We start from the raw sequence: 25,097 nt of genomic DNA, 5'->3' as shown, positions 1-25,097 counted from the left end.
TTTATGGTTCTGTCCAATCGTCTAGAAAAAATGTCATTGTTAGAAAATTTTTTAAAAAATACTTGACTGGTTAATTAATAGGTGGTAGAATAACTTAACCAGTTAATGAAATTTGGAAAGGAATTTAAAAAATGACAACATCTAATAGAATTAAATTATTAACTGCTGCAACTTTAGCAATGGTGACTTTAACAGGGAAAGACACGGAGTCACTGGTTTTTGCCCATACACATACGGCAGTAACTGCTGAGCAGGGAAATTTCAGTTTTACAGCTATCGTTTTAGGTGAAAATGGTAAGACTTTGGCTAACAAGGAAGTCAGTCTGACTCCAACTACTGGAAATGGGCAAAGTCTATCAGCACAAACAGATGATAAAGGAATGGCTGTATTTTCTAGTCTACCTCTCAATACTAACTATAGTGTTAGTGTGAATGGAGTAGAAAAAGGTTACACTATCAGAAGTGGGGTAGCTGATGAAGCGATGGTGGCTCGTTTTACATTACCTGAGGATGGTATAAACACCCCAAGCTACAGTGCACAAAAAATGATGATAAAGGTAGTAGATGAGGAAGCAGAAGGTTTATCTGGGCAAACCGTTGAGCTTAAAGATCCTACAGGGCAAGTTATAGGTCGTGCTGTAACGGAAGCAAATGGTCAGGTGACGTTTGCTGACAACCTCGTTGACGGTACTTTCTATGATATTTTGGTTAATGGTAAAGCTAAAACCAAGCTTCGTCCTGGACAAGATGGTGTCGCCTTTTTAGAAAGTAATGAGATTGTTAGGTCTACAGTCACCGATTCAGTTGATGAATTAGAGGTTAAACGTGCTTATGTCGCTAAGGGAGCAGGCGTTGATGTAGAGAAAGTTACGGTATTGGACACCTCTAAAGGTAAAGCCTTGATGTACCCGCATGATGATCATTACCATGTTATTTTAGTGGCGGATATTGATGTAACCAAACCTTTTAACGATGGCCATGGTCACCATGAACATGAACATGAACATGAGCATGATGAATCACCTGTGTCTGGTCAGTTCACCTTTGTAGCGACTGTTGTTGATCAATCAGGCAAAGCACTACCTAACCGTGTTGTGAAATTGATTGATATTACCACTGGGGAAGGTCATGAGGTAGCAACAGCCAAAACAGATGATAAAGGTCGTGCCGTTTTAACAGGTTTGCCTTTGCTGAGAAGTCTCAGTGTGTTAGTTGATGGGAAGTCTCAAGGGCATACCGTTCGAACAGGTCAAGATGGCGATGAACGATTCGGAGGTTTCATCGTTGATGGAGTAGGAACAAGTAAGCCAGTAGAAAGCAAGCAAGTCTTGACTGTTCATGTGCGTGATGAAGAAGCAGTAGGTTTGGCAGATCAGACAGTTACCCTCAAAGATAAAAATGGTCGCTTGATTGCTGAAACAAAAACTGATAAAGAAGGTCGTGCCGCCTTCAATAGCGATTTAATTGATGGTCTCTTCTATGATGTCTTTGTCAATGGCAAAGCGTTGGCTAGTGCATTTCCAGGACAAGAAATATCCGTAGCTCTATCAGGGGATCAAATTGTAAAACCATCCGTCAAAAAACAAGAGAATACATCGGCTCCTGAAAAGCCAGATACGCTGAAAAAAGCTCCTGTTAATAGTCCTGTCAAAGAAAATGAAAAAAACTCAAATCCAAATCAATCGAATCTGAGTCAAAAAAATAAAGAAGTGATGAATTCTGCACAATCTAATGGGGATAAAAAACCAGTGGCAGATCAAAATACAACTCCGAAAGCGACACAATCTGTTGCTACAACAGAGAACAAGAAAACATTGCCTCATACAGGAGAAAAACGAGGCTTCTCATTCCTTATTGCAGGTCTTTTATCCTTCTTAACCTTAATTGGCTTGGCTGTGCGAAAATCTCTACGCTGATGGTGGCAAAATTCTCGCCAAGTGAGTTTATTGAAAAATCGTACTAGGAATCACCAATGTCAAACGGATGAATGAGTTTGGGACAAAAAGATTTTTAGTTTAGAAAATTTATACCAATAAATCTAATTTTCTAATAAACTGTATATAAAAACGAACAAAAATACTCTTTAAATATATAAGAGATAATTTTTGTTCGTTTTTTATTATGGTCTTTTTAAATGATTTTAAGTGTTTTTGGGGTGACTTTTTGAATTTTTTTCACAAGAGAGTTCTCTAAAGAAATGTAAGGCAAAATTACTGTTTCCTTGGCACTAAATCTAAGTATCTAGATTGGATAGATAATAGTTAGCGCTATCAAAAGTTCTGAAAAAATGATATAATGTTAAGTATATCAAAGATGGAGGTTAAAATGACAGCTTTCAAAGAATTAGTCGGTATTGAAGCAGCTAAATATGTAAAAAACGGTATGGTTGTCGGCCTAGGAACAGGATCAACAGCCCATTATTTTGTTGAAGAGCTGGGACGCAGGATTAAAGAGGAAGGTTTAGAAATAACAGCAGTGACGACATCGAGTGTGACTAGCGCCCATGCGGAGCATTTAGGCATTCCCCTTAAAAATATCCGAGAGGTAGAATCTGTTGATTTGACTGTTGATGGGGCTGACGAGGTTGATTCTGTATTTAATGGAATCAAAGGTGGTGGCGGTGCCCTTCTTATGGAGAAGGTAGTAGCGACATATACTAAAGACTACATCTGGATTGTGGATGAGAGTAAAATGGTTGAACAGCTAGGTACCTTTAAGCTTCCTGTTGAAGTTGTCCAGTATGGTGCTGAAAATCTTTTGCGTCATTTTACAGTAAAAGGATATCAACCGACTTTCCGTGAACAGGACGGGAAACGCTTTGTGACGGATATGCAAAATTTTATTATTGATCTTGACTTGAAAAAGATTGAAGATCCAAAGGTATTGGCTCAAGAATTAGATGCGACGGTTGGTGTTGTGGAACATGGTCTTTTTAATGGTATGGTCAATAAAGTGATTGTTGCTGGAAAAGATGGTGTGAAAGTTCTTGAGTCTGGTAAATGATATCAATAGAGTTAGCAATTATCTTTTCTACACTAAAAGTTCATTTACCATTTGGCTTAACGTTTGGCCTTTAAACGTCAAATGGGTTAATTTTGTTAATAAGTTTTTCTATAGCTTGTCTTAGGATAAGCTATACAGGTTTTTGGGTGCCAACCGTAACCACCCCTAGATAGGAGAAACATATGTCAACTTTTAATCGCATTCACTTAGTCGTTTTAGACTCAGTCGGAATTGGTGCTGCACCAGATGCTAATAACTTTGTAAATGCTGGTGTTCCCGATGGAGCTTCAGATACTCTTGGTCATATTTCTAAAACCGTTGGCCTTGACGTTCCAAATATGGCTAAAATAGGTCTTGGAAATATTCCTCGACCACAAGCTCTAAAGACTGTTCCTGCTGAAGAAAATCCTACAGGTTATGTGACAAAACTCGAGGAAGTCTCACTCGGTAAAGATACCATGACTGGACACTGGGAAATCATGGGGCTTAACATCACGGAACCATTTGATACCTTCTGGGACGGTTTTCCTGAAGAAATTCTAACTAAGATTGAAGAATTTTCAGGTCGCAAAGTCATTCGTGAAGCCAACAAACCTTACTCAGGTACAGCTGTCATTGATGATTTTGGACCACGCCAAATGGAAACGGGGGAATTGATTATCTATACCTCTGCTGACCCAGTGCTTCAAATTGCTGCGCATGAAGATATTATTCCACTTGATGAATTGTACCGTATCTGTGAATACGCTCGTTCAATCACTTTAGAGCGCCCAGCCCTACTGGGGCGCATTATCGCTCGTCCTTACGTTGGTGAACCTGGTAATTTCACACGTACTTCTAATCGTCACGATTATGCAGTATCACCATTTGAAGAAACAGTATTGAATAAGCTTGATCAAGCAGGAATAGATACTTATGCGGTTGGTAAAATCAATGATATTTTCAATGGTTCTGGTATCAATCATGATATGGGACACAATAAAAATAACAACCATGGTGTCGATACTCTTTTGAAAACGATGGGATTGTCTGAGTTTGAAAAAGGATTTTCATTTACAAATCTAGTTGATTTTGATGCTAATTTTGGTCACCGTCGTGATGCACATGGTTATCGTGATTGCTTGCATGAATTTGATAATCGTCTTCCAGAAATTATCGCTGCGATGCGTGAGAATGACCTACTCTTGATTACAGCAGACCACGGAAATGACCCAACGTATGCCGGTACAGACCATACGCGTGAATACATTCCGTTGTTGGCTTACAGTCCTTCTTTCAAAGGAAGTGGTGTGATTCCACAAGGACATTTCGCAGACATTTCTGCTACTATTGCTGAAAACTTCGGTGTGGATACTGCTATGATTGGTAAGAGCTTCTTGGATCAATTGGTGTAATCCAATAGAGAAAAAATGAGAGAATAAAAGGAAAATTAGAGATGACATTACTAGAAAAAATTTATGAAACACGTGATTTCTTGCAAGAGAAAGGAATCACTGCACCTGAATTTGGTTTAATCTTAGGTTCAGGTTTGGGAGAATTGGCAGAAGAAGTAGAAAACGCTGTTGTCATTGACTACGCAGATATCCCAAACTGGGGGCAATCAACTGTTGTTGGTCACGCAGGTAAATTAGTCTACGGAGATCTAGCTGGTCGTAAGGTTTTAGCGCTCCAAGGACGTTTCCATTTCTATGAAGGCAATCCAATGGAAGTGGTGACTTTCCCAGTGCGTGTGATGAAAGCACTGGGTTGCCACAGTGTTCTTGTAACCAATGCAGCCGGTGGTATTGGATTTGGCCCAGGTACCCTCATGCTGATCAATGACCACATCAATATGATTGGAACAAACCCATTGATTGGTGAAAACCTTGAGGAATTCGGACCACGTTTCCCAGACATGTCGAAGGCTTACACGCCAGAATATCGTCAGGTGGCTTACGAAGTTGCGGACAAACTTGGCATCAAACTAAGTGAAGGGGTTTACCTTGGTTGTTCAGGCCCAACTTATGAAACACCAGCTGAAATTCGTGCCTTCAAGACACTAGGAGCTGATGCAGTTGGTATGTCTACAGTTCCAGAAGTGATTGTAGCGGCTCATTCAGGTCTCAAAGTGCTTGGTATTTCATGTATTACCAACCATGCGGCTGGCTTCCAAGAAGAACTTAACCACGAAGAAGTTGTTGAAGTCACCACTCGTATCAAGGAAGATTTCAAAGGATTGGTCAAAGCCATTTTGGCAGCTCTATAGGAGTTCTTATGAAACAATAGGATTGATTAGTGGAATGAGTTGGGAAAGTACAGCGACGTACTACAAGCTCATTAATGAAACAATCAAAGAGGAGTTAGGTGGACTCCATTCTGCTAAAATTGTACTGTACAGTGTTGATTTTGCAGAAATTGAGACTTATCAGGCTACAGGAAATTGGGAAAAGAGTGGACAGGTTTTAGCAGAGATTGCTAAAAAATTGGAAAAGGTGGGTGCTGATTTTATTGTTATTTGTACAAATACGATGCATAAAATAGTTGATCAAATTCAACGAGACCTTGTGATTCCAATCTTGCATATTGCCGAAGTGATAGCAGAGGCTTTACTAGAGAGCGGTGTTCGAAAAGTCGGTTTGCTAGGCACAAAATATACGATGACTCAAGCATTTTATAAAGATAAATTGGTTGAAGCTGATTTAGATGTCCTAGTTCCTAGCGCTGACGAGATTGAAGAGGTCAATCGAATGATTTATGATGAACTATGTAAGGGAGAAACCTATTCAAAATCTAGAGCGACGTACCTTACAATCATAAAACGGTTAAAACAAGCTGGTGCTGAAGCGGTGATTTTAGGATGTACAGAAATAGGACTCTTGGTTCAGCAAGATGATACAGAGATACCCCTTTTTGATACGACAACGGTTCATGCGGTAAAAGCAGCTTTGGCGACTTTGTAGTTGATCAATTTTAGTGATGCTATTTTGCATAAACATAGTAGTTTACTCTCTAATTTCCTAAATAAAAACATAAGAAAGAAAACAAGGAGATATAAAGAATGTCAATTCATATTTCAGCAAAACCAGGCGAAATTGCCGATAAAATTTTACTTCCGGGAGACCCGTTACGTGCTAAGTTTATCGCAGAGAATTTTCTTGAAGATGCTGTTTGCTTTAATGAAGTTCGTAACATGTTTGGCTATACAGGGACTTATAAAGGTCATCGCGTTTCAGTCATGGGGACAGGGATGGGAATGCCATCAATCTCTATCTATGCGCGTGAGCTTATTGTGGACTACGGGGTGAAAAAACTCATCCGTGTAGGAACTGCTGGATCAATTGACCCAGATGTACACGTTCGTGAACTTGTTTTGGCACAAGCTGCTGCAACTAACTCTAACATCATTCGCAATGACTGGCCTGAGTACGATTTCCCACAAATAGCAGACTTTGACCTTCTTGACAAGGCCTATCATATCGCAAAAGATTTAGGCATGACAACACACGTTGGTTCTGTCCTATCATCAGATGTCTTCTACTCAAATATGCCTGAGCGTAACATGCAACTTGGAACACTTGGTGTTAAGGCGATTGAAATGGAAGCAGCTGCTCTTTACTACCTTGCTGCACAACACAAGGTCCAAGCCCTTGGTATCATGACTATCTCTGATAGTTTAGTAAATCCAGAGGAAGACACGACAGCAGAGGAACGTCAAAATACTTTCACAGACATGATGAAGGTTGGTTTGGAAACCTTGATTGCCAATGACTAATGAAACGTTGAAAGTTCTTCTAGATCTTTATGCCTATCATCAGGCTTGGAAAATAGCTGAGCGAATAAATCGCTTACCTAGTGAAACCCAATTTCTATTAGAGATGTTAAAAGAGCGAAGAGAACTTAACGTAGCCTATCTCTTTAAACATGAAAATGAACTTCGCCAAATTGAAGAGCGTTATCAGCTCCACCTTTTATCGAATGCCTATGAAGAAGAACTACTAGCCAATTATATTATGGATCTTGAAGCAAAGGTGAAAAATGCGGATATCATTGATTTTGTTCGTGCAGTTAGTCCGATTCTATACCGATTGTTTTTACGATTAGCTCAGCAAAAGGTACCAGAACTAACCCAATTTATTCATGATACTAAATCAGATCAGTACGATAGTTGGAAGTTTAATGAGATGGCTAGATCAGATAATCCTTTTATTCAGGCTTTTGTGGCGGAGCGCCGAGACAGTAAAGTAACATCAAAAAGTTTAGCAGATTTGATTGAGGTGACTGACTTTTCTAGATCTATTAAAGATACTGTTGCACAGTTACGACAGTTGGAAAAAGCTGTGCGAAATCCTCTAGCTCATCTCATCAAACCCTTTGATGAGGAAGAACTGCATCGTACAACCAAATTTTCGTCACAGATTTTTTTAGAAAAAATTATTTATCTAGCACAGCAATTAGGTGTTGTCTATGAGACTAAAGAGTTTTACTATGATAAGGTGAATGAAATCATCAAATCTCAACTTTTACCGGAAGTATAGACTACTAGCAAAAGAGAGTGGGACAAACCAGTACGATGGCAGATCTCACACCCACAAAACAATGACAACCAATAGGCAAAGCCCTCACTAAGTGCTATACTCTTAGTGAGGGCGTTGTGGTTGATAACTTAATGATAAAATCTATCGAGGGACAAACTAATCCACTCTATCTACGAGAACTCCAAAATATCGCCTAAGAAGCATGAGTATAAGAAGTCATGATTTCGAAGTCTTGACTTCCCTTCGCTCTCTGATGTCTAAGCTCAGGCTGAAACTGTCCACTGGACAGTTTCACTCCCACCTCCGCACAGCTCCAAATGTCTGGGTGACCTTTGGAGGTTGAAAATAAGATGAACGACGTTCATCACATTCGTATAGGATGACCGCTAACGATTGCGTGGTACTCAAATAGTCCGGTGGACTATTTGAGGTGGACACTTGAAAATGAAGGAAGTATCCACCTACAGACCTCCAATCAACCACTGCGTCAATCTGTTGTCACTATCAAAAAAGAAGGTTGAGATATTTTTTTGTCCCAACCTCTTTTTCTATTTTCTAATGATTAGTCAAATTTTACTTCTTCTAGTAGGTAGTCAATAAATTTCTCACCCATTTTTGATAGATTTGCTTTTTCATGTTGGATATAGACTAGTTCAATGTCATCATCTACATCAAGAGGAATTGATGCAATATTATCACCATTAAGATTACTGTTGAGAATACCTGTTGCAATCGTATAGCCATCCAAACCTATAAGGAGGTTGAAGAGGGTTGCACGGTCGGAGACAACAATTGATTTATTGTGTGGAATATGAGCTAAAATTTCTTCTGCAAAGTAGAACGAATTATGAATACCTTGGTCGTAGGAGAAGTAAGGATACTCTTCCAAATCTTCTATGCTAACCAAGTCTTTTTTAGCCAAAGGGTGAGTTTTTGAGACAAAGATATGTGGTTTAGCTGTAAAAAGAGGAGTAGAGATAAGACGATTGTCATCGAATAACTTAGTCAGAACATCTCGATTATAATTATTGAGGAACAGTACCCCAATCTCAGAACGGAAGTTCTTGACATCATCGATGATTTCCCAAGTTCTGGTTTCACGAAGAAAAAGCTCATAACGACTCATATCAGTTCCTTTTAACAAGGAAACAAAAGCATTAACGACAAAGGCGTAGTGCTGTGAAGATACAGAGAAGAGTTCTCGATTGGCAGTTGGATTTTTATAGCGTTCTTCCAAAAGGGATGTTTGTTCCACGACTTGACGGGCGTAGGAGAGAAATTCCACCCCATCTTTAGTCAATGTAATACCCTTGGGATTACGAATAAAAATATCAATTCCCATCTCACGTTCAAGGTCACGAACAGCATTTGAGAGGCTGGGTTGCGTGATATAGAGCTGTTTAGCAGCTTCATTCATCGAACCAGTTTCAACGATTTTGATAATATAGTGTAATTGTTGGATTCGCATTTAGTTTAACCTCATGCTTTGAATTTTTTCTTCGGTAGGGGTCACACGTAAGGTTTTTTGTCCTGTATAAGTTACAAAACCAGGTTTTCCACCAGTAGGTTTATTGAGTTTTTTGGCCTCAATCATATCTACTTGGACAAGATTGGAGAGTCTTGCTTTAGAATAGTAGGCAGCAAGCTCAGCAGCATCCGTCTTAACTTCATCAGAGGGATCAAGATTATCTTTGATAATGACATGAGAACCAGGAATGTCTTTAGCGTGGAACCACAGTTCACCTTTTTTAGCCATTTTAAAGGTTAGTTCTTCATTTTGAAGGTTGTTCCGTCCCACCATGATAATGGTTGTTCCGTCAGAAGCTAGATATTGCTCAGGGTTCTTGCGCTTATGGCGTTTATCAGTAGTACGGCGTTTCATAAGACCAGCCTGAACCAATTCTTCACGGATATCTTCAATCTCATCCATGTTAGCCTGTGAGAGATTATAATCAACGGATTCAAAATACTCAATGGTTTGTTTAGTATCTTCAATGAGACCAGTTAAGTGTTTCACAGCCTCTTTCAATTTTTGATATTTTTTAAAATAGCGCTGGGCATTTTGATTGGGTGTGAGCGCGACATCAAGCGCAATGGTGATTTTTTCACCAGTATAGTAGTTATCAAGCTCAACAGAGTCTTTATTGTTTGGTACCAAGCTGAGATATGTTGTCAAAAGTTCCCCTTTTTGGCGGAATTCTTCAGCATTTTCAGTTGCTAAAAGTTCAGTCTCTTGCTTGCCTAATTTTTTACGATTCTTTTCTAGTTCATTTTGAACACGATGGAGCAAATCACTCGCTTGCTGGGCAATTCTGTCCCTCTCCGCCTTTTTCCCATAGAAAAAGTCCAAGAGCTCTGATAGTGTCTCAAAGGTTTGATTACTATCGGAAAATAGCAGAGCTGCAAAGCTTTTTTCTGTTAAATTAGGCTGGGTTTCTTGGGAAAAGAAAGCACGAAACTGTTTAAGTTTATCCGTTCCAAGCTGCGCAGCCAATTGACTTGCTGTATCGCGACCTAGTCCTTGAAAAAGCTTCTGAAGATTTTTAGGAGATAAGTCCTCAGTTTGTAAGATTTCAAAGAGCTTAGTATCAGAGATGTCAAAGGGATTTAGCGCGTTTGTTTTTGGCGGAGCAATATAAGTGGACCCTGGTAAAATAGTGCGGTAAGAGTTTTGAGAAAAACCAACATGCTTGATTGATTCAATGATCTTACTTTCGTTTTTATCAATCAAGATAATGTTAGAATGTTTTCCCATTATTTCGACAACAAGAGTAACTTTGATAGCATCTCCAATCTCATTTTTGTTAGAAACTGAGATTTCAAGAATACGATCGTTTTCAATCTGTTGAATACCCTCGATGACAGCCCCCTGAAGATATTTTCGCATAATCATGGTATAGGTATTGGGATTTTGTGGATTTTGAAAATCTGCAGTTGTTGTTTGAATACGTCCAAAAACAGGATGCGCTGATAATAACAGTTTATAATTCTGTCGATTATTGCGAATCGTTAAGACTAATTCTTGTTCAAATGGCTGATTAACCTTTTGAATGCGCCCGTATAGAACCTGATCTCGCAATTCATTGGTCAAATGATGGAGAAAAAAACCGTCGAAAGACATGCAGTCTCCTTTCTTTTTTATGAAGTATCGTTCAATTTATCATAGGTGATATTATACCAAAAATTATCTTAAAATTCTGCTTTGACAAGTGCCTATAATTAAGGTATAATACCCGAAAACGTCAATAAACCTTTAAGACGTCCAGAGAGGCGACAAGGTAGGAAAAAAGCACTAGGACTGTAGTGTGTCTTTTTGTGAACAGCCGACCTTGCCTCAGTTATGGACAGGGTCTTTTTGCATATAGAAAGTGAGAACATTATGGGCTTGGGTTGTGGTAAAAAAGCGATTTTAAAAGAAGTGATGACCATTGTTAGTCAGCGTGAAATCGCACCATCTATTTTTGAAATGGTTTTAACAGGTGATTTGGTTCAACAGATGGAAGCAGGACAGTTTTTGCACATACGTGTTCCTGACGCGTCTAAACTCTTACGTCGTCCCATTTCTATTTCTGAAATTGATAAGGATAGAGAACAAGTGACCATTGTTTATCGTGTTGAGCGCGCTGGTACAGCTATTCTCTCTCAGTTAAAGGTAGGAGATAGACTTGATGTCATGGGTCCTCAAGGAAATGGCTTTGATTTATCGGTGGTAGGAAATGGTCAAACAGCTCTCCTTATTGGAGGAGGAATTGGTGTACCTCCACTTGTTGAAACAGCTAAACAATTATATGAGAAAGGTGTAAAAGTTATTTCCGTGATTGGTTTTGCCAATAAAGATGCTGTTATTTTAGAAGAAAAACTGTGCCAGTATGGTGATGTTTACGTAACGACAGATGATGGTAGCTATGGTATCAAGGGCTATGTATCAACTGTTATTGATGGCTTTGATTGGATAGCAGATGCTATTTATAGCTGCGGTGCACCCGGCATGCTTAAGTATGTTGATAAGCGCTTTGAAAACCATCCACATGCCTTTATCTCAATGGAAGAACGCATGGCTTGTGGCATGGGAGCTTGTTACGCATGTGTGGTTCACTTGAAAAATGAATCAGAAGTTGCCAATAAACGTGTTTGTGAAGATGGTCCAATCTTTCCAACGGGAACAATCGTTTTATAGGAGGATTCTATGTCTAAACGTTTACAGATTGCATTACCAGGTCTTGACTTGAAAAATCCTATTATTCCAGCTTCTGGTTGTTTCGGTTTCGGTCAAGAATACGCTAAATATTATGACCTTAATCAATTGGGGTCTATCATGATTAAAGCTACCACAGCAATGCCTCGTTTTGGAAATCCAACACCCCGTGTTGCTGAAACACCGTCTGGTATGCTTAATGCGATTGGACTTCAAAATCCAGGAGTCGATTCCGTTTTAGCTGAAAAATTACCATGGTTAGCACAGCACTTTCCAGACTTGCCCATTATTGCAAATGTAGCAGGCTTTTCTAATGAGGAATATGCCTATGTTTCTGGAAAAATCTCTAAAGCACCAAATGTTAAGGCCATTGAACTGAATATCTCATGTCCTAATGTTGACCACGGAAACAATGGCTTGTTAATTGGTCAGGTTCCAGAATTGGCCTATGCAGCAGTAAAAGCTAGTGTTGAACAGTCTGACGTTCCAGTTTATGTCAAATTAACCCCAAGTGTTTCTGATATTATAACTGTTGCTAAAGCAGTCGAAGCTGCGGGAGCAACGGGTTTTACTATGATTAATACTTTAGTTGGAACGAGATATGATTTAAAAACGAGAAAACCAATCATAACCAATGGTCAAGGTGGCATGTCAGGACCTGCTATTTTTCCAGTTGCTCTAAAGCTCATTCGTCAAGTGGCACAGATGACAGATTTACCAATTATTGGTATGGGTGGTGTGGACTCTGCAGAAGCAGCTCTCGAAATGATGATTGCTGGTGCCTCAGCAATCGGAGTAGGGACGGCCAACTTTACTGACCCCTATGCCTGTCCAAATATCATCACAGATTTGCCAAAAGTTATGGACAAGTATGGAATTTCTAATTTAGAAACACTCAGAAAAGAAGTGCGAGAGGAACTGAGAGGGTAAAGGTGATAAAGAGATAATTGATAGGAATTGACAATATGCCACTAAAAAATCTGTTAAAAAATTTAGAAAATTTTATAAAAAGTCTTGCAATTTTTAAAATTTAAGTTATAATTAAGGAAATTAAACGAGAGGAGTCTTTGACATGAAATCATTCACATCTACAAACTGGCAAAGCTGGCGTCTATAGAGTTGTGTTTATGTTTTGGCATAGATACGACTTTTTGGAGTACTTCAAAAAAGTATCTGTGCCGCTTGTCTTAGATTTCAAAAAGAAAAGCGTCATAGGAAACTAGGCGCTTTTTTGCATACCTCCAAGACAAATTATTGTTCAATAGCCTAGTTTTCAAAACAGAAAGTAGGAAATGATATGACACAAAAAGGATTTTATGGTGATTTTGGTGGTTCATTTGTTCCAAAAGAAATCCAAACATTACTAAATGAGTTAGAAGATATTTTTGAAAAATACCGTAAAGACGATGAATTTTTAAAAGAATATCACTATTATTTGACAGATTATGCAGGGCGTGAAACTCCACTCTATTTTGCAGAGAGTTTAACAAACTATCTTGGAGGAGCCAAAATTTACTTAAAGCGTGAAGATTTAAATCATCTGGGTTCTCATAAATTAAATAACGTTTTGGGTCAAATCCTACTTGCAAAGCGTATGGGTAAAACACGTGTGATTGCAGAGACAGGTGCAGGTCAACACGGTGTGGCTACAGCGGCAGCAGCAGCCAAATTCGGCATGGCCTGTGATGTCTACATGGGTGCTGAAGATGTAAAACGCCAACGCCTCAACGTTTTCCGTATGGAAATGATGGGAGCTAGAGTACACGCGGTTGAAGCTGGTACCGCTACTCTAAAAGAAGCAGTAGACGCTGCTTTTGCGGCATGGATGGCTGATTTGGACGCCTTCTATGTACTTGGTTCTGCTGTTGGACCGCACCCTTACCCAAGTATCGTGCATGAATTCCAAAAAATCATTTCTGAAGAATCCCGTCAACAGATTTTGGACAAAGAAGGCCGTCTTCCAGATGCCGTCATTGCCTGTGTTGGTGGTGGATCTAATGCTATTGGCGCTTTTTCGGAATATATAACAGATAATTCAGTGACTTTGATCGGTGTTGAAGCGGCTGGACATGGTGTTGATACAGAGAAACACGCTGCAACCATGACCAAGGGAAGTGTGGGAATTATTGATGGCATGAAGACTTTTGCACTTTTTGAAAAAGATGGATCGGTAGCCCCTGTTTATTCAATTTCAGCGGGACTAGATTATCCAGGAGTAGGTCCAGAACATGCTTTCCTAAAGGAAGATGGCCGCGTTGAATATGTTTCTGCAACAGATGATGAGGCTGTCCAAGCATTACTCTTACTTTCAAAAATGGAAGGAATAATTCCAGCAATTGAAAGTTCACATGCTTTAGCTGAAGCAATCAAAAGAGCACCGTATATGTCTAAAGACCAAATTATTATCGTCAATCTTTCAGGTCGTGGAGACAAAGATGTTGCATCTATTGCTGATTATTTGGAAAATAAATAGTCTATCAATCATTTATTAGAGACTTAATGCTAGATTAGAAAATGTAAGAAGCTGTTTTGCTGTTGTTAATAACAGGCTTCTAATTCGATAGTTATAAAAGAAGGAAAACTTATGAAACACAAAGGACTTATTGCCACACTTACTGCTATTACACTCTTAACTTTGTTCGCGATTTTTGCTAGAGAAAATGGCAGAGCGCCAAAATCTTCTGAAAATCAGGTTGTTAAAATCGGAATCTTACAGTTTGTTACCCATGAAGCCCTTGATGCTATTAATCAAGGAATCGTTGATGGTTTAGCTGATGCAGGTTACGATAGAACAACGGTTCAATTAACACAACTGAATGCGGAAGCTGATCAGAGCAAAATCAAAACCATGTCAGATCAGCTAGTTAAATCTAATGATTTAGTCATTGGAATTGCCACCCCAGCAGCACAAGGTTTAGCAAATGCAACAACAGATATTCCAGTCGTTATGGGAGCTATATCAGATCCTGTTGGTGCAAAATTAGTTACTGATTTACAAAAACCTGAAGGAAATGTTACAGGAACATCAAATATCGTTCCTGTCAAACAAACAGTGGATTTGATTGGTAAACTTACTCCTAATGTCAAGAAAATTGGTGTACTCTACGCAAGCAGTGAAGATAACTCCATTTCACAAGTAAAAGAGTTCCGTAAATCAGCACAAGAGCAAGGGGTTGAAATTATTGAGTTTGCCGTTCCTTCAAGTAATGACATTACAGCTACAATGGGAATCGTTGTTGATAAGGTAGATGCCATTTTTGTCCCTCAAGACAATACCATCGCATCAGCTTTTCCAACCGTTATCGGAGTAGCCAATGAAGCTAAGTTGCCAGTGTACTCAAGTGTTGACACCATGGTAGCTCAAGGAAGTCTGGCAGCGATTTCTCAAAGTCAGTACGAATTAGGACGAGAGACGGCCAAGATTGCTGCTAAACTCTTAGCAGGGCAAGAAGTGAAAAATGTTCCTGTAGCTATTATTGATACTGGTAAACCGCTTGTTAACCCTAAAGCAGCAGAGCTTCTTGGCATCACACTTCCAAAAGAGATATTAGAAGAAGCAGATGTCGTCAAAATACAAGAATAGATAGAACAATATAAGGATAGAAACATGATTATTTCAGCAGTGTCACAGGGATTCCTGTATGGTATTTTAGGGTTAGGAATTTACCTCACCTTTAGAATTTTAAATTTTCCAGATATGACGACAGAGGGCTCTTTTCCATTAGGAGCGGCAGTAGCAGTCACTTTAATCAATCATCATATCAATCCACTTTTTGCAACTTTATTAGGAATGTTAGCAGGGTGTTTGGCAGGAGTGGTGACTGGACTTCTGTATACAAAGGGGAAAATTCCAACCATTTTAGCAGGGATTTTAGTCATGACATCAGCTAACTCAATTATGCTTATGATTATGGGAAGGGCTAATTTAGGTCTTCTTGGACGAAAAACTTTAATTGATTTCTTACCCTTTAGTAAGGATGTCAATGTTTTATTGCTAGGGCTGATTTCAGTTACGATAGTGATTGCTTCTTTAATTTTCTTCTTACATACACAGTTGGGGCAGGCTTATATTGCTACGGGAGATAATAGAGATATGGCCAAGAGCTTTGGTATCAATACTGACCGTATGGAAGTAATGGGCTTGGTTGTTTCCAATGGAATTATTGCTCTTGCAGGTGCTCTTATTGCTCAACAAGATGGATATGCAGATGTGCAAAAAGGTATTGGGATTATCGTTGTTGGTCTGGCCAGTATTATTATTGGTGAAGTTCTTTATAGCAATTTAACCCTACTAGAGCGCTTGATTGCTATAGTCGTTGGCAGTATTCTTTACTGGGCTTTAATTACGACTATTCTTGCTCTAGGCTTTAATAGTAATTACCTTAAAATATATAGTGCTATTGTTCTTGCCCTCTGCCTTGTTTTCCCAACAGTAAAAGAAAAAGTATTGAAAGGAGTGACCCTATCAAGATGACCAAAATTGTAGAATTAAAAAATGCCACAGTCCGTGTTAACAACGGTTTTGATGAGGTCAAGGTCATTTTAGACGATGTTAATTTGACTATTTATGAGCATGATTTTTTAACCATTCTAGGTGGTAACGGTGCAGGAAAATCTACGCTTTTCAATGTCATTGCAGGGACACTCATGTTGACTAGCGGTAACATTTTTATCATGGGGGAAGATGTGACGCATCTACCAGCTGAAAAACGTGCTAATTATTTGTCTCGTGTCTTTCAAGACCCAAAGATGGGAACTGCTCCTCGTATGACGGTTGCTGAGAATTTACTTATTGCTAAGTATCGTGGAGAAAAGCGCCGACTTTTACCAAGAAAACTTCAGGAATTTTCAGATGAGTTTTTGACACTTTTAGCAAAAACTGAAAATGGATTAGAACGCCATTTAATGACACCAGCTGGTCTTTTATCTGGTGGGCAAAGGCAGGCGCTAAGCCTTTTAATGGCAACGCTAAAACGTCCAAAGCTCTTACTATTGGATGAACATACCGCCGCTCTTGACCCTAAAACCTCAACTTCATTGATGACTTTAACGGATCATTTTGTTAAAGAAGACCATCTGACAGCACTGATGATTACGCATCGTATGGAAGATGCTCTTACCTATGGTAATCGTGTTCTAGTCATGAAAAATGGTAAAATTGTAAAAGACGTATCTACAGCAGAAAAAGCTCAGATGACCATCAGTGATTATTATCAAATTTTTGAATGAAAAGCTCTGCCTCGTGCAGACTTTTTAATTGTCTTTTCAGAAAAATATTTTCAAATATGGTATAATACAAGGGACTGTAATTCGACTTACCAACCTTAGCAAATACTTGTATGAAGGACGTAAGGAACGTTTGTAATAATTTATAATTAGAGAAAAGTTTTATGATTTTCTCAATAGATAAGACATAAGAAAGGAGTGCCTAGTCGGTTTATCTAGGCTGGGGTTAAGATAAGTAAAGTCTTGACCCAAGGATTTTCAAAAATGAGTGATATAAAAATCATTGCCTTAGGTGGCGTGCGTGAAAATGGTAAGAATTTTTACTTAGTGGAAGTTAATGAAGCTATTTTCATTTTAGATGCGGGATTAAAATATCCTGAAAATGAACAACTGGGGGTAGATGTTGTTATTCCCAACTTAGAGTATTTAGCTGAAAATAAAGATCGTGTTCAAGGTGTTTTTTTGACCCATGGACATGCTGACGCCATTGGAGCTTTGCCATATCTTTTACAAGAAGTTAAGGTGCCTGTATTTGGTTCAGAATTAACGATTGAATTAGCCAAATTGATGGTTAAAAAAAATAATAGCACTAAGAAATTTAACAATTTTCACGTTGTTGATAGTGCTACTGAGATTGATTTTAAAGAAGCGACAATTTCTTTTTTCAAAACAACTCACTCTATTCCAGAAAGTTTGGGAGTTGTAATCGGAACGGAGAAAGGCAATATTGTCTATACTGGTGACTTTAAGTTTGACCAAGCAGCCAGTCGCTTCTATGAAACAGATTTAGGGCGTTTAGCTGAAATTGGCCGTGAAGGCGTTCTTGCCCTCTTATCAGATTCAGCTAATGCGACGAGTAATGTTCAAATTGCCAGTGAAGCAGAAGTTGGTGTCGAGATGAACAATGTTATTGAAGAAGCGCACGGGCGCGTGATTGTCGCTGCTGTAGCTTCAAACCTTGTTCGTATTCAGCAGGTATTTGATGCAGCAGCACGCTTTGGTCGCCGTGTGGTTCTGACAGGTTTTGACGTTGAAAATATTGTCCGCACAGCTATTAAACTTAATAAACTATCGGTCTTTAACGATCGATTGATTATCAAAGCAAAAGATATGGACAAATATGAAGATCATGAATTAATTATTCTTGAAGCTGGTCGAATGGGAGAGCCGATTAATGGTTTGCAAAAAATGGCAATCGGACGTCATCGCTATGTTCAGATTAAAGATGGTGATTTAGTTTATATTGTTACTACGCCAAGCATTGCTAAGGAAGCAGTCGTAGCTCGTGTCAACAATATGATTTACAAGGCTGGTGGTTCTGTTAAGATGATTACACAAAATCTGCGCGTGTCTGGACACGCTAACGGGCGTGATTTACAGTTGATGTTGAATCTTATGAAACCTAAATACCTTTTCCCAATTCAAGGGGAATACCGTGATTTAGCAGCCCATGCAAATCTTGCTGAAGAAATTGGAATATTGCCAGAAAATATTTATATCGTGAAGCGCGGAGATGTGATGCACCTGTCTGACCAAGGTTTCCTTCATGAAGGTGGTATTCCAGCTAGTGATGTCATGATTGATGGAAATGCTATGGGTGATGTTGGTAATATTGTTCTTCGTGACCGTAAAATTTTGTCAGAAGATGGTATTTTCATCGTTGCTTTGACCGTCAATAGACGTCAAAAGAAGATTATTTCAAAAGCAAAAGTCCACACACGTGGTTTTGTTTACGTCAAGAAGAGTCGTGATATCATGCGCGAATCTGCTGATCTAGTTAATACAACGGTTGAAAATTATTTTGCTAAAGATGGTTTTGATTGGTCAGAGCTAAAATCAGTTGTACGAGATGAGTTAAGCAAATTCCTTTTTGATCAAACAAAATGCCGCCCAGCGGTTCTACCAGTTATTATGGAAGTTCGTTGATTTGAAAATCAATCCTACCTCAGTTGAGGTGGGATTTCTTCATATTATATATATAGCAAATTTTGGAGTTGCAAATTTCTTGTGATATAATGGAAAAATGGATGGGAGAGAGTGTATATGGCATTTTTACAAATTGAATACAATTCAGAAGTTCTTAAACAACGTAGTCAGGTTAATGTCATTTATCCTGATTTGGGAATTGGCAATCGTAAAGAGATTCCGGTTCTTTATTTGCTTCATGGAATGAATGGTAATGAAAATTCTTGGAATAATCACACAAATCTTCAGCGGTTAGTAAGGCACACAAATTTAATTATTATCATGCCAAATAGTGATAACGGTTGGTATACCAATACAGCTAGTGGAGTCAATTACTATGATGCCATTGCAGTAGAATTACCTAAGGTGATGCGTGACTTTTTGCCTAATATGACAACTAAACGTGATAAAACCTTTATTGCAGGTCTTTCTATGGGTGGCTATGGAGCTTTTAAAATTGCTTTAACGAGTAACCAATTCAGTTGGGCCGGTTCATTTTCTGGAGCCTTAATTACTGATGAGAAGATATTAGAGCATACAACAGAAAATGAAATTCCCTATTGGACAGGTATTTTTGGACCACTCACAGCTGAAAATCTTTCTAAGCACACCTTGTCTTATCATGCAAAGGATTTTGATGGAAAAACAAACCTCTATGCTTGGTGTGGACAAGAAGATTTTCTTTTTGCAACTAATGAAAAAGCTATCGCTGACCTTAAAGAAATGGGGATAGCAATTGATTATCGTAAAGCTCATGGTACACATGATTGGTATTATTGGGAAAAACAAATTGAAGCCTTTTTAGAAATGTTGCCAATTGATTATGTGACAGAAGAACGATTGAGTTAATATTAAACAGACTAAGATTAGTAGTGAGGAACTAGAGTGGGATCTGCATCGTTCTGGTTTGTCCCAGACTCATTTATCTACTGTTATTGATATAGGAAAAGCACCTCTTATTGAAGTGCTTTTTGGTAATTTTATTTTTTTAGAAGATCACGGATTTCTGCAAGAAGTTCTTCTTGAGTTGGTCCAGCTGCTTCAGCGGTTTCCTCTTCAGCTTTTTTAGTAAGAGCAGTTGCTTTTTCAGCAGCTTTTACAACAAAGAAGAGAGAAGTACCAACGATAAGGAAGTTGATAATAGCACTTAAGAAGCTACCATATTTAACACCATTCCAAGTCAGTTGTGCAATATTTTCAACATTTGCTGCTTTTAAAGCTGGGTTCAAAATAAGTGGTGTAATGATGTCACTGACAAATGATGTGATGATTGCACCGAAAGCGCCACCGATGATGACAGCGACAGCAAGATCAAGAATGTTCCCACGGAACAAGAAGTTTTTCAAATCTTTAATCATATAATTAAAAATCCCCTTTAAATTTATTACTGTATAAGTATAACGAATATCAAATGGAAAGGCAAATGAAATGGCTGATTTTTTTCATTTACACTATTTTCTTAACATGTTATAATAAAACATAAATCTAAAATGGGCTTTTTGTGTGGAGGTGATGATTTGGCGATTAGTAAAGATCAGATTGCTGACATCAAAAATGCTATTAATATTGTCGATATCATTGGTGAAGTTGTTTCGCTTACAAAAGCCGGCAGGAATTTTTTGGGACTTTGCCCATTCCATAATGAAAAAACTCCTTCCTTTAATGTTATTGAAGATAAACAATTTTATCACTGTTTTGGTTGTGGGAAATCAGGAGATGTCTTTAAGTTTCTTGAAGAGTATCGTCAAATTACCTTTATGGAAAGTGTTCAGATTTTGGCTGAACGATCTGGTATTAGCATTGCTGTTCAAGAGCCACAAGTTAAACGAACGCAGGTACATCCCCATCAGAAAATTTTTTTGCTTAACCAAGATGCAAGTAAGTTTTACCATGCAGTTCTGATGACAACAACGCAAGGACAAGAAGCTAAAAATTACCTTTATAGTCGTGGTCTGACAGATGAAATCATTTCATATTTTAATATCGGACTTTCTCCAAGTGAACCTGACTATCTGTACCAAGCAATGTCAAAAAAATATGATGAAGACACTTTGATGCAAGCAGGTTTGTTCAATCTTTCAGAAAACAATCGTATTTTTGATGCGTTCCAAAATCGGATTATGTTTCCATTAACTGATGATGGTGGACATATTTTAGGTTTTTCGGGGCGTATTTGGACAGAAGAGGACAAAGAAAAAGGGCAAGCGAAATATAAAAATACGCGTACAACCCCAGTTTTTAATAAATCTTACGAATTATATCATATGGATAGAGCAAAAGCGGTGGCTAAAAAAACGCATGAAATCTATCTGATGGAAGGTTTTATGGATGTTATTGCAGCTTACCGCTCAGGTATAACCAATGCGGTGGCTTCTATGGGAACTGCTCTGACACCTGAACATGTTCGTCATCTAAAACAGTATACTAAAAAGGTTATACTGACTTATGATGGTGATTCAGCTGGACAAAATGCTATTGCGAAATCTCTAGAAATTTTGAGGGAGATGACTGTTGAAATTGTCCGTATGCCAAATCAATTGGACCCTGATGAGTTTTTACAAAGACATTCTGAAGAAGCACTAGCAAAGCTTTTAACGCAATCACGGCTATCATCTACAGAGTTTTGGATTTATTATCTAAAACCTGTGAATACTGATAACCTTCAAGCGCAAATTGCTTATGTTGAGAAGATTTCTGAATTGATTGCTCAAGTGCCGTCCCTTACAGCGCAAAATACCTATATTAATTTGGTGGCGGATTTATTACCTGACTTTGATTATATGCAGGTTGAACAAGCTGTTAACAATCATCGATTGATTGACCGCAAAGAACGCCAAGAGAAAACTTACCAAGAACGGCAAGTCATAAAAAACCTTCCTTTAAGTAAGGCACTCACAGCTCTTCACAAAGCAGAAAATCAACTGTTTCACAGGATTTTACACCATCCTTATCTACTTAATGAGTTTAAAAATCGTTCAGATTTTTCATTTAAAATTCCAGAACTTCAATCACTTTATTTGCTTTTGAAGAAATCTGGTGAGATTAGTGCCCTAGATTTAAGTTTATTATCGGAAGAAGAAAACCGGGCCTATTATCAGGTTCTTGAGGAAATATTGCCTCCTGAAGTTGCTGAAGGAGAAATTGTACAAATAGAAGAAAGGATTTATCGACTTTTAGAAGAGCAGAAATTTCGCCACACGGCTAAATCCATTCGTGAATCCAGTAATCATGGAGATATTGACCGAGCTGTTGAGGAATTGCAAGCCCTCATTTCCCAAAAAAGAAAGTTGGAATAAAATATATGGCAACTAAAAAAACAAACACTACATTTAATGTTCAAGTAGCAGATTTCATTCGTAATCATAAAAAAAATGGAACAGCTATTGATGAAGAAGTGACTGAAAAACTAGTCATTCCTTTTGTTCTTGATGCAGATCAAATTGATGACTTATTAGAACGTTTAACAGATGGTGGAATTGCGATTACAGACAAAGAGGGTAATCCATCAACAAAATATGTGGTTGAAGAGATTCGGCCTGAAGAATTGACAGATGAGGAGTTACTAGGATCAAATTCGGCTAAAGTCAACGATCCAGTTCGTATGTATCTTAAAGAAATTGGGACAGTTCCATTATTGACAAATGATGAAGAAAAAGAACTGGCTGTTGCAGTTGCTGCTGGTGATCTACAAGCTAAGCAACGTTTGGCAGAAGCCAATCTGCGTTTGGTTGTCTCTATTGCAAAACGTTATGTTGGGCGTGGGATGCAATTCCTCGATCTTATTCAAGAGGGAAATATGGGGTTAATGAAAGCTGTTGATAAGTTTGACTATGAAAAAGGCTTCAAATTTTCAACTTATGCCACTTGGTGGATCCGTCAAGCTATCACACGTGCAATCGCGGACCAAGCTAGAACAATTCGTATACCTGTTCACATGGTTGAAACGATTAATAAATTAGTCCGTGAGCAACGTAATCTTTTACAAGAATTAGGTCAGGATCCGACGCCAGAGCAAATTGCAAAACGTATGGATATGACGCCGGATAAGGTACGTGAAATTCTAAAAATTGCTCAAGAACCGGTATCGTTAGAAACACCCATTGGTGAAGAAGATGATAGTCATTTAGGTGATTTTATCGAAGATGAAGTGATTGAAAATCCAGTTGATTATACGACGCGCGTTGTTTTACGTGAGCAGCTAGATGAAGTTTTAGACACTCTTACAGACCGTGAAGAAAATGTACTTCGTCTTCGTTTCGGTCTTGATGATGGTAAAATGCGTACACTTGAAGATGTTGGTAAAGTCTTTAATGTTACTCGTGAACGTATTCGTCAAATTGAAGCTAAAGCGCTCCGCAAATTACGCCATCCAAGTCGTAGTAAACAATTGAAGGACTTTATGGATGAGTAACAGCTAACCATTCAGACAAAATGATGTTTTACAGTTAATCATTTTTGTAGCTGATTAGTAATTGTTGATAGCAATTTATCAACTAGAAAGAATAATATGTCAGATAAAAAATATACCGATGAAGAGATTCTAGCCATTAAAGATAATATTCTTCAAGGGTTAGAAGAAGTTATCGATCCGGAGCTTGGCATTGATATTGTTAATCTCGGTTTAATTTATGAAATCCGTTTTGAACAAGATGGTTCTGCTGAGATTGATATGACTTTGACGACGATGGGGTGCCCCTTGGCTGATTTAATCACGGATCAAATTCATGATGCCATGAAGTCAGTTCCAGAAGTCACTAAAGTGGATGTTAAATTAGTATGGTACCCAGCCTGGACAGTTGATCGTCTAAGTCGTTATGCACGGATTGCTCTCGGAATACGTTAATATGAAGAAGCATTCCCGTTGTTCTTCCTCCCGGTCCTATCAAGCGATTGGAAGACTATAAAAATAAAAATCGCCACATGATATTAATGTTTTAGCTTATCAACTTATAGGAGAACATCCATTTTTCAACATTATCGCCACAAAGTTTTGGCGTTTTCAGATATAAAGGTAATTGAAATTGTTGGTGTAAGGACAGTTGGATCGTGCATAATATGGGTTATTTGATTGTATTTTCAAAAAATTGACTTTTCTATCCTGAAATCACTCATTGACATTAGCAACTACGGGAATGATTCATGAAAATTAAAAGGGTGCTTTATCACCCTTTTTTTGGTACAATAGAGAAAATACAATCTAAGGAGAATCATATGATTTTAGTAACGGGTGCTAATGGACAGCTTGGGACAGAGCTCCGCTATTTGCTTGATGAAAGAAATGAAGAATATGTTGCAGTTGATGTTGCCGAAATGGATATCACAAACGCTGAAAAAGTCGATGAGGTCTTTAGGCAAGTGAAACCAACTTTAGTCTACCACTGTGCTGCCTATACAGCGGTTGACGCAGCAGAAGATGAAGGAAAAGAATTAAACCATGCGATCAATGTGATTGGTACAGAAAATGTTGCTAAAGCAGCTGCTAAATATGATGCAACGTTAGTTTATATTTCAACAGATTATGTTTTTGATGGTGAAAAACCAGTTGGTCAAGAATGGTTAGAGACCGATAAACCAGATCCTAAGACAGAATATGGGCGCACTAAACGCTTAGGAGAAGAAGCGGTTGAAAAATATGCTGATAAATTTTATATTATTCGAACGGCTTGGGTATTTGGAAATTACGGTAAAAACTTTGTCTTTACTATGCAAAATTTGGCAAAGCAACACTCTCGTTTAACGGTTGTTAATGATCAACACGGCCGTCCGACATGGACACGTACACTTGCAGAATTTATGTGCTACTTAGCAGAAAATCAAAAAGAATTTGGATATTATCACTTGTCAAATGATGCCAAAGAAGATACTACATGGTATGATTTTGCGGTGGAAATTCTAAAAGATACCGATGTGGAAGTTGTACCTGTTGATTCATCAGCCTTTCCAGCTAAAGCTAAGCGTCCACTTAACTCAACGATGAATTTAGACAAAGCAAAATCAACTGGCTTTGTTATTCCAACATGGCAAGATGCTTTAAAAGAATTTTTTAAACAAACCAAGAGATAAAAAAGGCTCTTTGTCAACTGTAGTGGGTTGCCCCATTTAACACCGAGAGAGGACAGGACTTGTCTTCTCTCGTTTTATGTTTATGGCAATGAAAATACGAGTTTTGAAGTTTTCAAAGTTTCTGAAACCAA

22 protein-coding genes are annotated in these 25,097 nt (G+C 38.3%); 19 read left to right on the top strand and 3 right to left on the bottom strand.

The features are described from left to right. The first annotated feature begins 131 nt into the window (after positions 1-131). The 7 genes from GZ996_RS08355 to GZ996_RS08325 all read left to right on the top strand — a co-directional run bounded on the left by GZ996_RS08355 (position 132) and on the right by GZ996_RS08325 (position 7,517). Positions 132-1,916 (top strand): LPXTG cell wall anchor domain-containing protein, encoded by a 1,785-nt coding sequence (locus GZ996_RS08355; protein WP_162011816.1) that lies wholly within the window; start codon positions 132-134, stop codon positions 1,914-1,916. Positions 1,917-2,325: 409 nt separating this feature from the next. After that, entirely contained in the window at positions 2,326-3,003 is a 678-nt protein-coding gene (gene rpiA, locus GZ996_RS08350) for a ribose-5-phosphate isomerase RpiA (RefSeq protein WP_156805490.1), read from the top strand. A 182-nt stretch (positions 3,004-3,185) separates the two neighbouring features. Next, positions 3,186-4,397 (top strand): phosphopentomutase, encoded by a 1,212-nt coding sequence (locus tag GZ996_RS08345; RefSeq protein WP_161980903.1) that lies wholly within the window; start codon positions 3,186-3,188, stop codon positions 4,395-4,397. A gap of 41 nt (positions 4,398-4,438) precedes the next feature. Further along, a complete protein-coding gene (locus GZ996_RS08340; protein ID WP_161978606.1) occupies positions 4,439-5,248 on the top strand; it encodes a purine-nucleoside phosphorylase in 810 nt (269 codons plus the stop codon). After that, positions 5,208-5,942: an aspartate/glutamate racemase family protein gene (locus tag GZ996_RS08335; RefSeq protein WP_274378784.1), complete on the top strand. Its 735-nt coding sequence runs from the start codon at positions 5,208-5,210 to the stop codon at positions 5,940-5,942. The genes GZ996_RS08340 and GZ996_RS08335 overlap by 41 nt, the downstream gene beginning before the upstream one ends. 98 nt (positions 5,943-6,040) lie before the next feature. Next, on the top strand, positions 6,041-6,754 hold the full coding sequence (gene deoD, locus GZ996_RS08330; RefSeq protein ID WP_156805487.1) for a purine-nucleoside phosphorylase: 714 nt from the start codon (positions 6,041-6,043) through the stop codon (positions 6,752-6,754). Then, on the top strand, positions 6,747-7,517 hold the full coding sequence (locus GZ996_RS08325) for a LytR family transcriptional regulator (protein ID WP_156805486.1): 771 nt from the start codon (positions 6,747-6,749) through the stop codon (positions 7,515-7,517). Before deoD ends, GZ996_RS08325 begins: the two co-directional genes overlap by 8 nt. 562 nt (positions 7,518-8,079) lie before the next feature. Here the strand turns inward: GZ996_RS08325 and GZ996_RS08320 are convergent. Then, positions 8,080-8,985 (bottom strand): LysR family transcriptional regulator, encoded by a 906-nt coding sequence (locus GZ996_RS08320; RefSeq protein WP_156805485.1) that lies wholly within the window; start codon positions 8,983-8,985, stop codon positions 8,080-8,082. Continuing rightward, the gene (locus tag GZ996_RS08315; RefSeq protein ID WP_162011815.1) at positions 8,986-10,638 is read right to left on the bottom strand and encodes an Rqc2 family fibronectin-binding protein; all 1,653 of its coding nucleotides are present in this window, start codon (positions 10,636-10,638) and stop codon (positions 8,986-8,988) included. A gap of 258 nt (positions 10,639-10,896) precedes the next feature. On the opposite strand from GZ996_RS08315, the gene GZ996_RS08310 reads away from it, so the two are divergent. The 8 genes from GZ996_RS08310 (at position 10,897) to GZ996_RS08275 (ending at position 19,752) form a co-directional block, all read left to right on the top strand. Then, complete coding sequence (locus tag GZ996_RS08310; protein WP_161980138.1) at positions 10,897-11,694, top strand: dihydroorotate dehydrogenase electron transfer subunit; 798 nt, start codon at positions 10,897-10,899, stop codon at positions 11,692-11,694. Between the two features lie 9 nt (positions 11,695-11,703). Continuing rightward, complete coding sequence (locus GZ996_RS08305; RefSeq protein ID WP_162011814.1) at positions 11,704-12,642, top strand: dihydroorotate dehydrogenase; 939 nt, start codon at positions 11,704-11,706, stop codon at positions 12,640-12,642. Positions 12,643-13,009: 367 nt separating this feature from the next. Beyond that, entirely contained in the window at positions 13,010-14,185 is a 1,176-nt protein-coding gene (trpB, locus tag GZ996_RS08300; protein ID WP_162011813.1) for a tryptophan synthase subunit beta, read from the top strand. 111 nt (positions 14,186-14,296) lie between these two features. Next, positions 14,297-15,295 (top strand): tryptophan ABC transporter substrate-binding protein, encoded by a 999-nt coding sequence (gene trpX, locus GZ996_RS08295; protein ID WP_162011812.1) that lies wholly within the window; start codon positions 14,297-14,299, stop codon positions 15,293-15,295. A gap of 24 nt (positions 15,296-15,319) precedes the next feature. After that, a complete protein-coding gene (locus tag GZ996_RS08290) occupies positions 15,320-16,186 on the top strand; it encodes an ABC transporter permease (protein ID WP_162011811.1) in 867 nt (288 codons plus the stop codon). After that, on the top strand, positions 16,183-16,941 hold the full coding sequence (locus tag GZ996_RS08285) for an ABC transporter ATP-binding protein (protein ID WP_156805478.1): 759 nt from the start codon (positions 16,183-16,185) through the stop codon (positions 16,939-16,941). Before GZ996_RS08290 ends, GZ996_RS08285 begins: the two co-directional genes overlap by 4 nt. Before the next feature lie 261 nt (positions 16,942-17,202). Further along, the gene (locus GZ996_RS08280; RefSeq protein ID WP_156805477.1) at positions 17,203-18,864 is read left to right on the top strand and encodes a ribonuclease J; all 1,662 of its coding nucleotides are present in this window, start codon (positions 17,203-17,205) and stop codon (positions 18,862-18,864) included. Between the two features lie 117 nt (positions 18,865-18,981). After that, the gene (locus GZ996_RS08275; RefSeq protein WP_162011810.1) at positions 18,982-19,752 is read left to right on the top strand and encodes an alpha/beta hydrolase; all 771 of its coding nucleotides are present in this window, start codon (positions 18,982-18,984) and stop codon (positions 19,750-19,752) included. Positions 19,753-19,883: 131 nt separating this feature from the next. Here GZ996_RS08275 and mscL read toward each other — a convergent pair whose 3' ends face one another. Next, positions 19,884-20,261 (bottom strand): large conductance mechanosensitive channel protein MscL, encoded by a 378-nt coding sequence (gene mscL / locus GZ996_RS08270; RefSeq protein ID WP_162011809.1) that lies wholly within the window; start codon positions 20,259-20,261, stop codon positions 19,884-19,886. 132 nt (positions 20,262-20,393) lie between these two features. On the opposite strand from mscL, the gene dnaG reads away from it, so the two are divergent. From dnaG to rfbD, 4 genes are all read left to right on the top strand, one after another. Beyond that, positions 20,394-22,199 carry a DNA primase gene (gene dnaG, locus GZ996_RS08265; RefSeq protein ID WP_202922273.1) on the top strand — a complete coding sequence of 602 codons (1,806 nt, stop codon included), beginning with the start codon at positions 20,394-20,396 and terminating at the stop codon, positions 22,197-22,199. A gap of 5 nt (positions 22,200-22,204) precedes the next feature. After that, complete coding sequence (gene rpoD, locus GZ996_RS08260) at positions 22,205-23,314, top strand: RNA polymerase sigma factor RpoD (protein ID WP_156805473.1); 1,110 nt, start codon at positions 22,205-22,207, stop codon at positions 23,312-23,314. A 96-nt stretch (positions 23,315-23,410) separates the two neighbouring features. Continuing rightward, on the top strand, positions 23,411-23,746 hold the full coding sequence (locus tag GZ996_RS08255) for a metal-sulfur cluster assembly factor (protein ID WP_156805472.1): 336 nt from the start codon (positions 23,411-23,413) through the stop codon (positions 23,744-23,746). 368 nt (positions 23,747-24,114) lie between these two features. After that, positions 24,115-24,966: a dTDP-4-dehydrorhamnose reductase gene (gene rfbD, locus GZ996_RS08250; protein WP_161980135.1), complete on the top strand. Its 852-nt coding sequence runs from the start codon at positions 24,115-24,117 to the stop codon at positions 24,964-24,966. The last annotated feature ends 131 nt before the right edge of the window (positions 24,967-25,097 follow it).

The organism is Streptococcus sp. S784/96/1 (genome assembly GCF_902729355.1).
In the GTDB taxonomy this organism is placed as follows: domain Bacteria; phylum Bacillota; class Bacilli; order Lactobacillales; family Streptococcaceae; genus Streptococcus; species Streptococcus caledonicus.
Note: the sequence above shows the minus strand (reverse complement) of the source record. Positions and strands in the feature narration are given on the sequence as shown.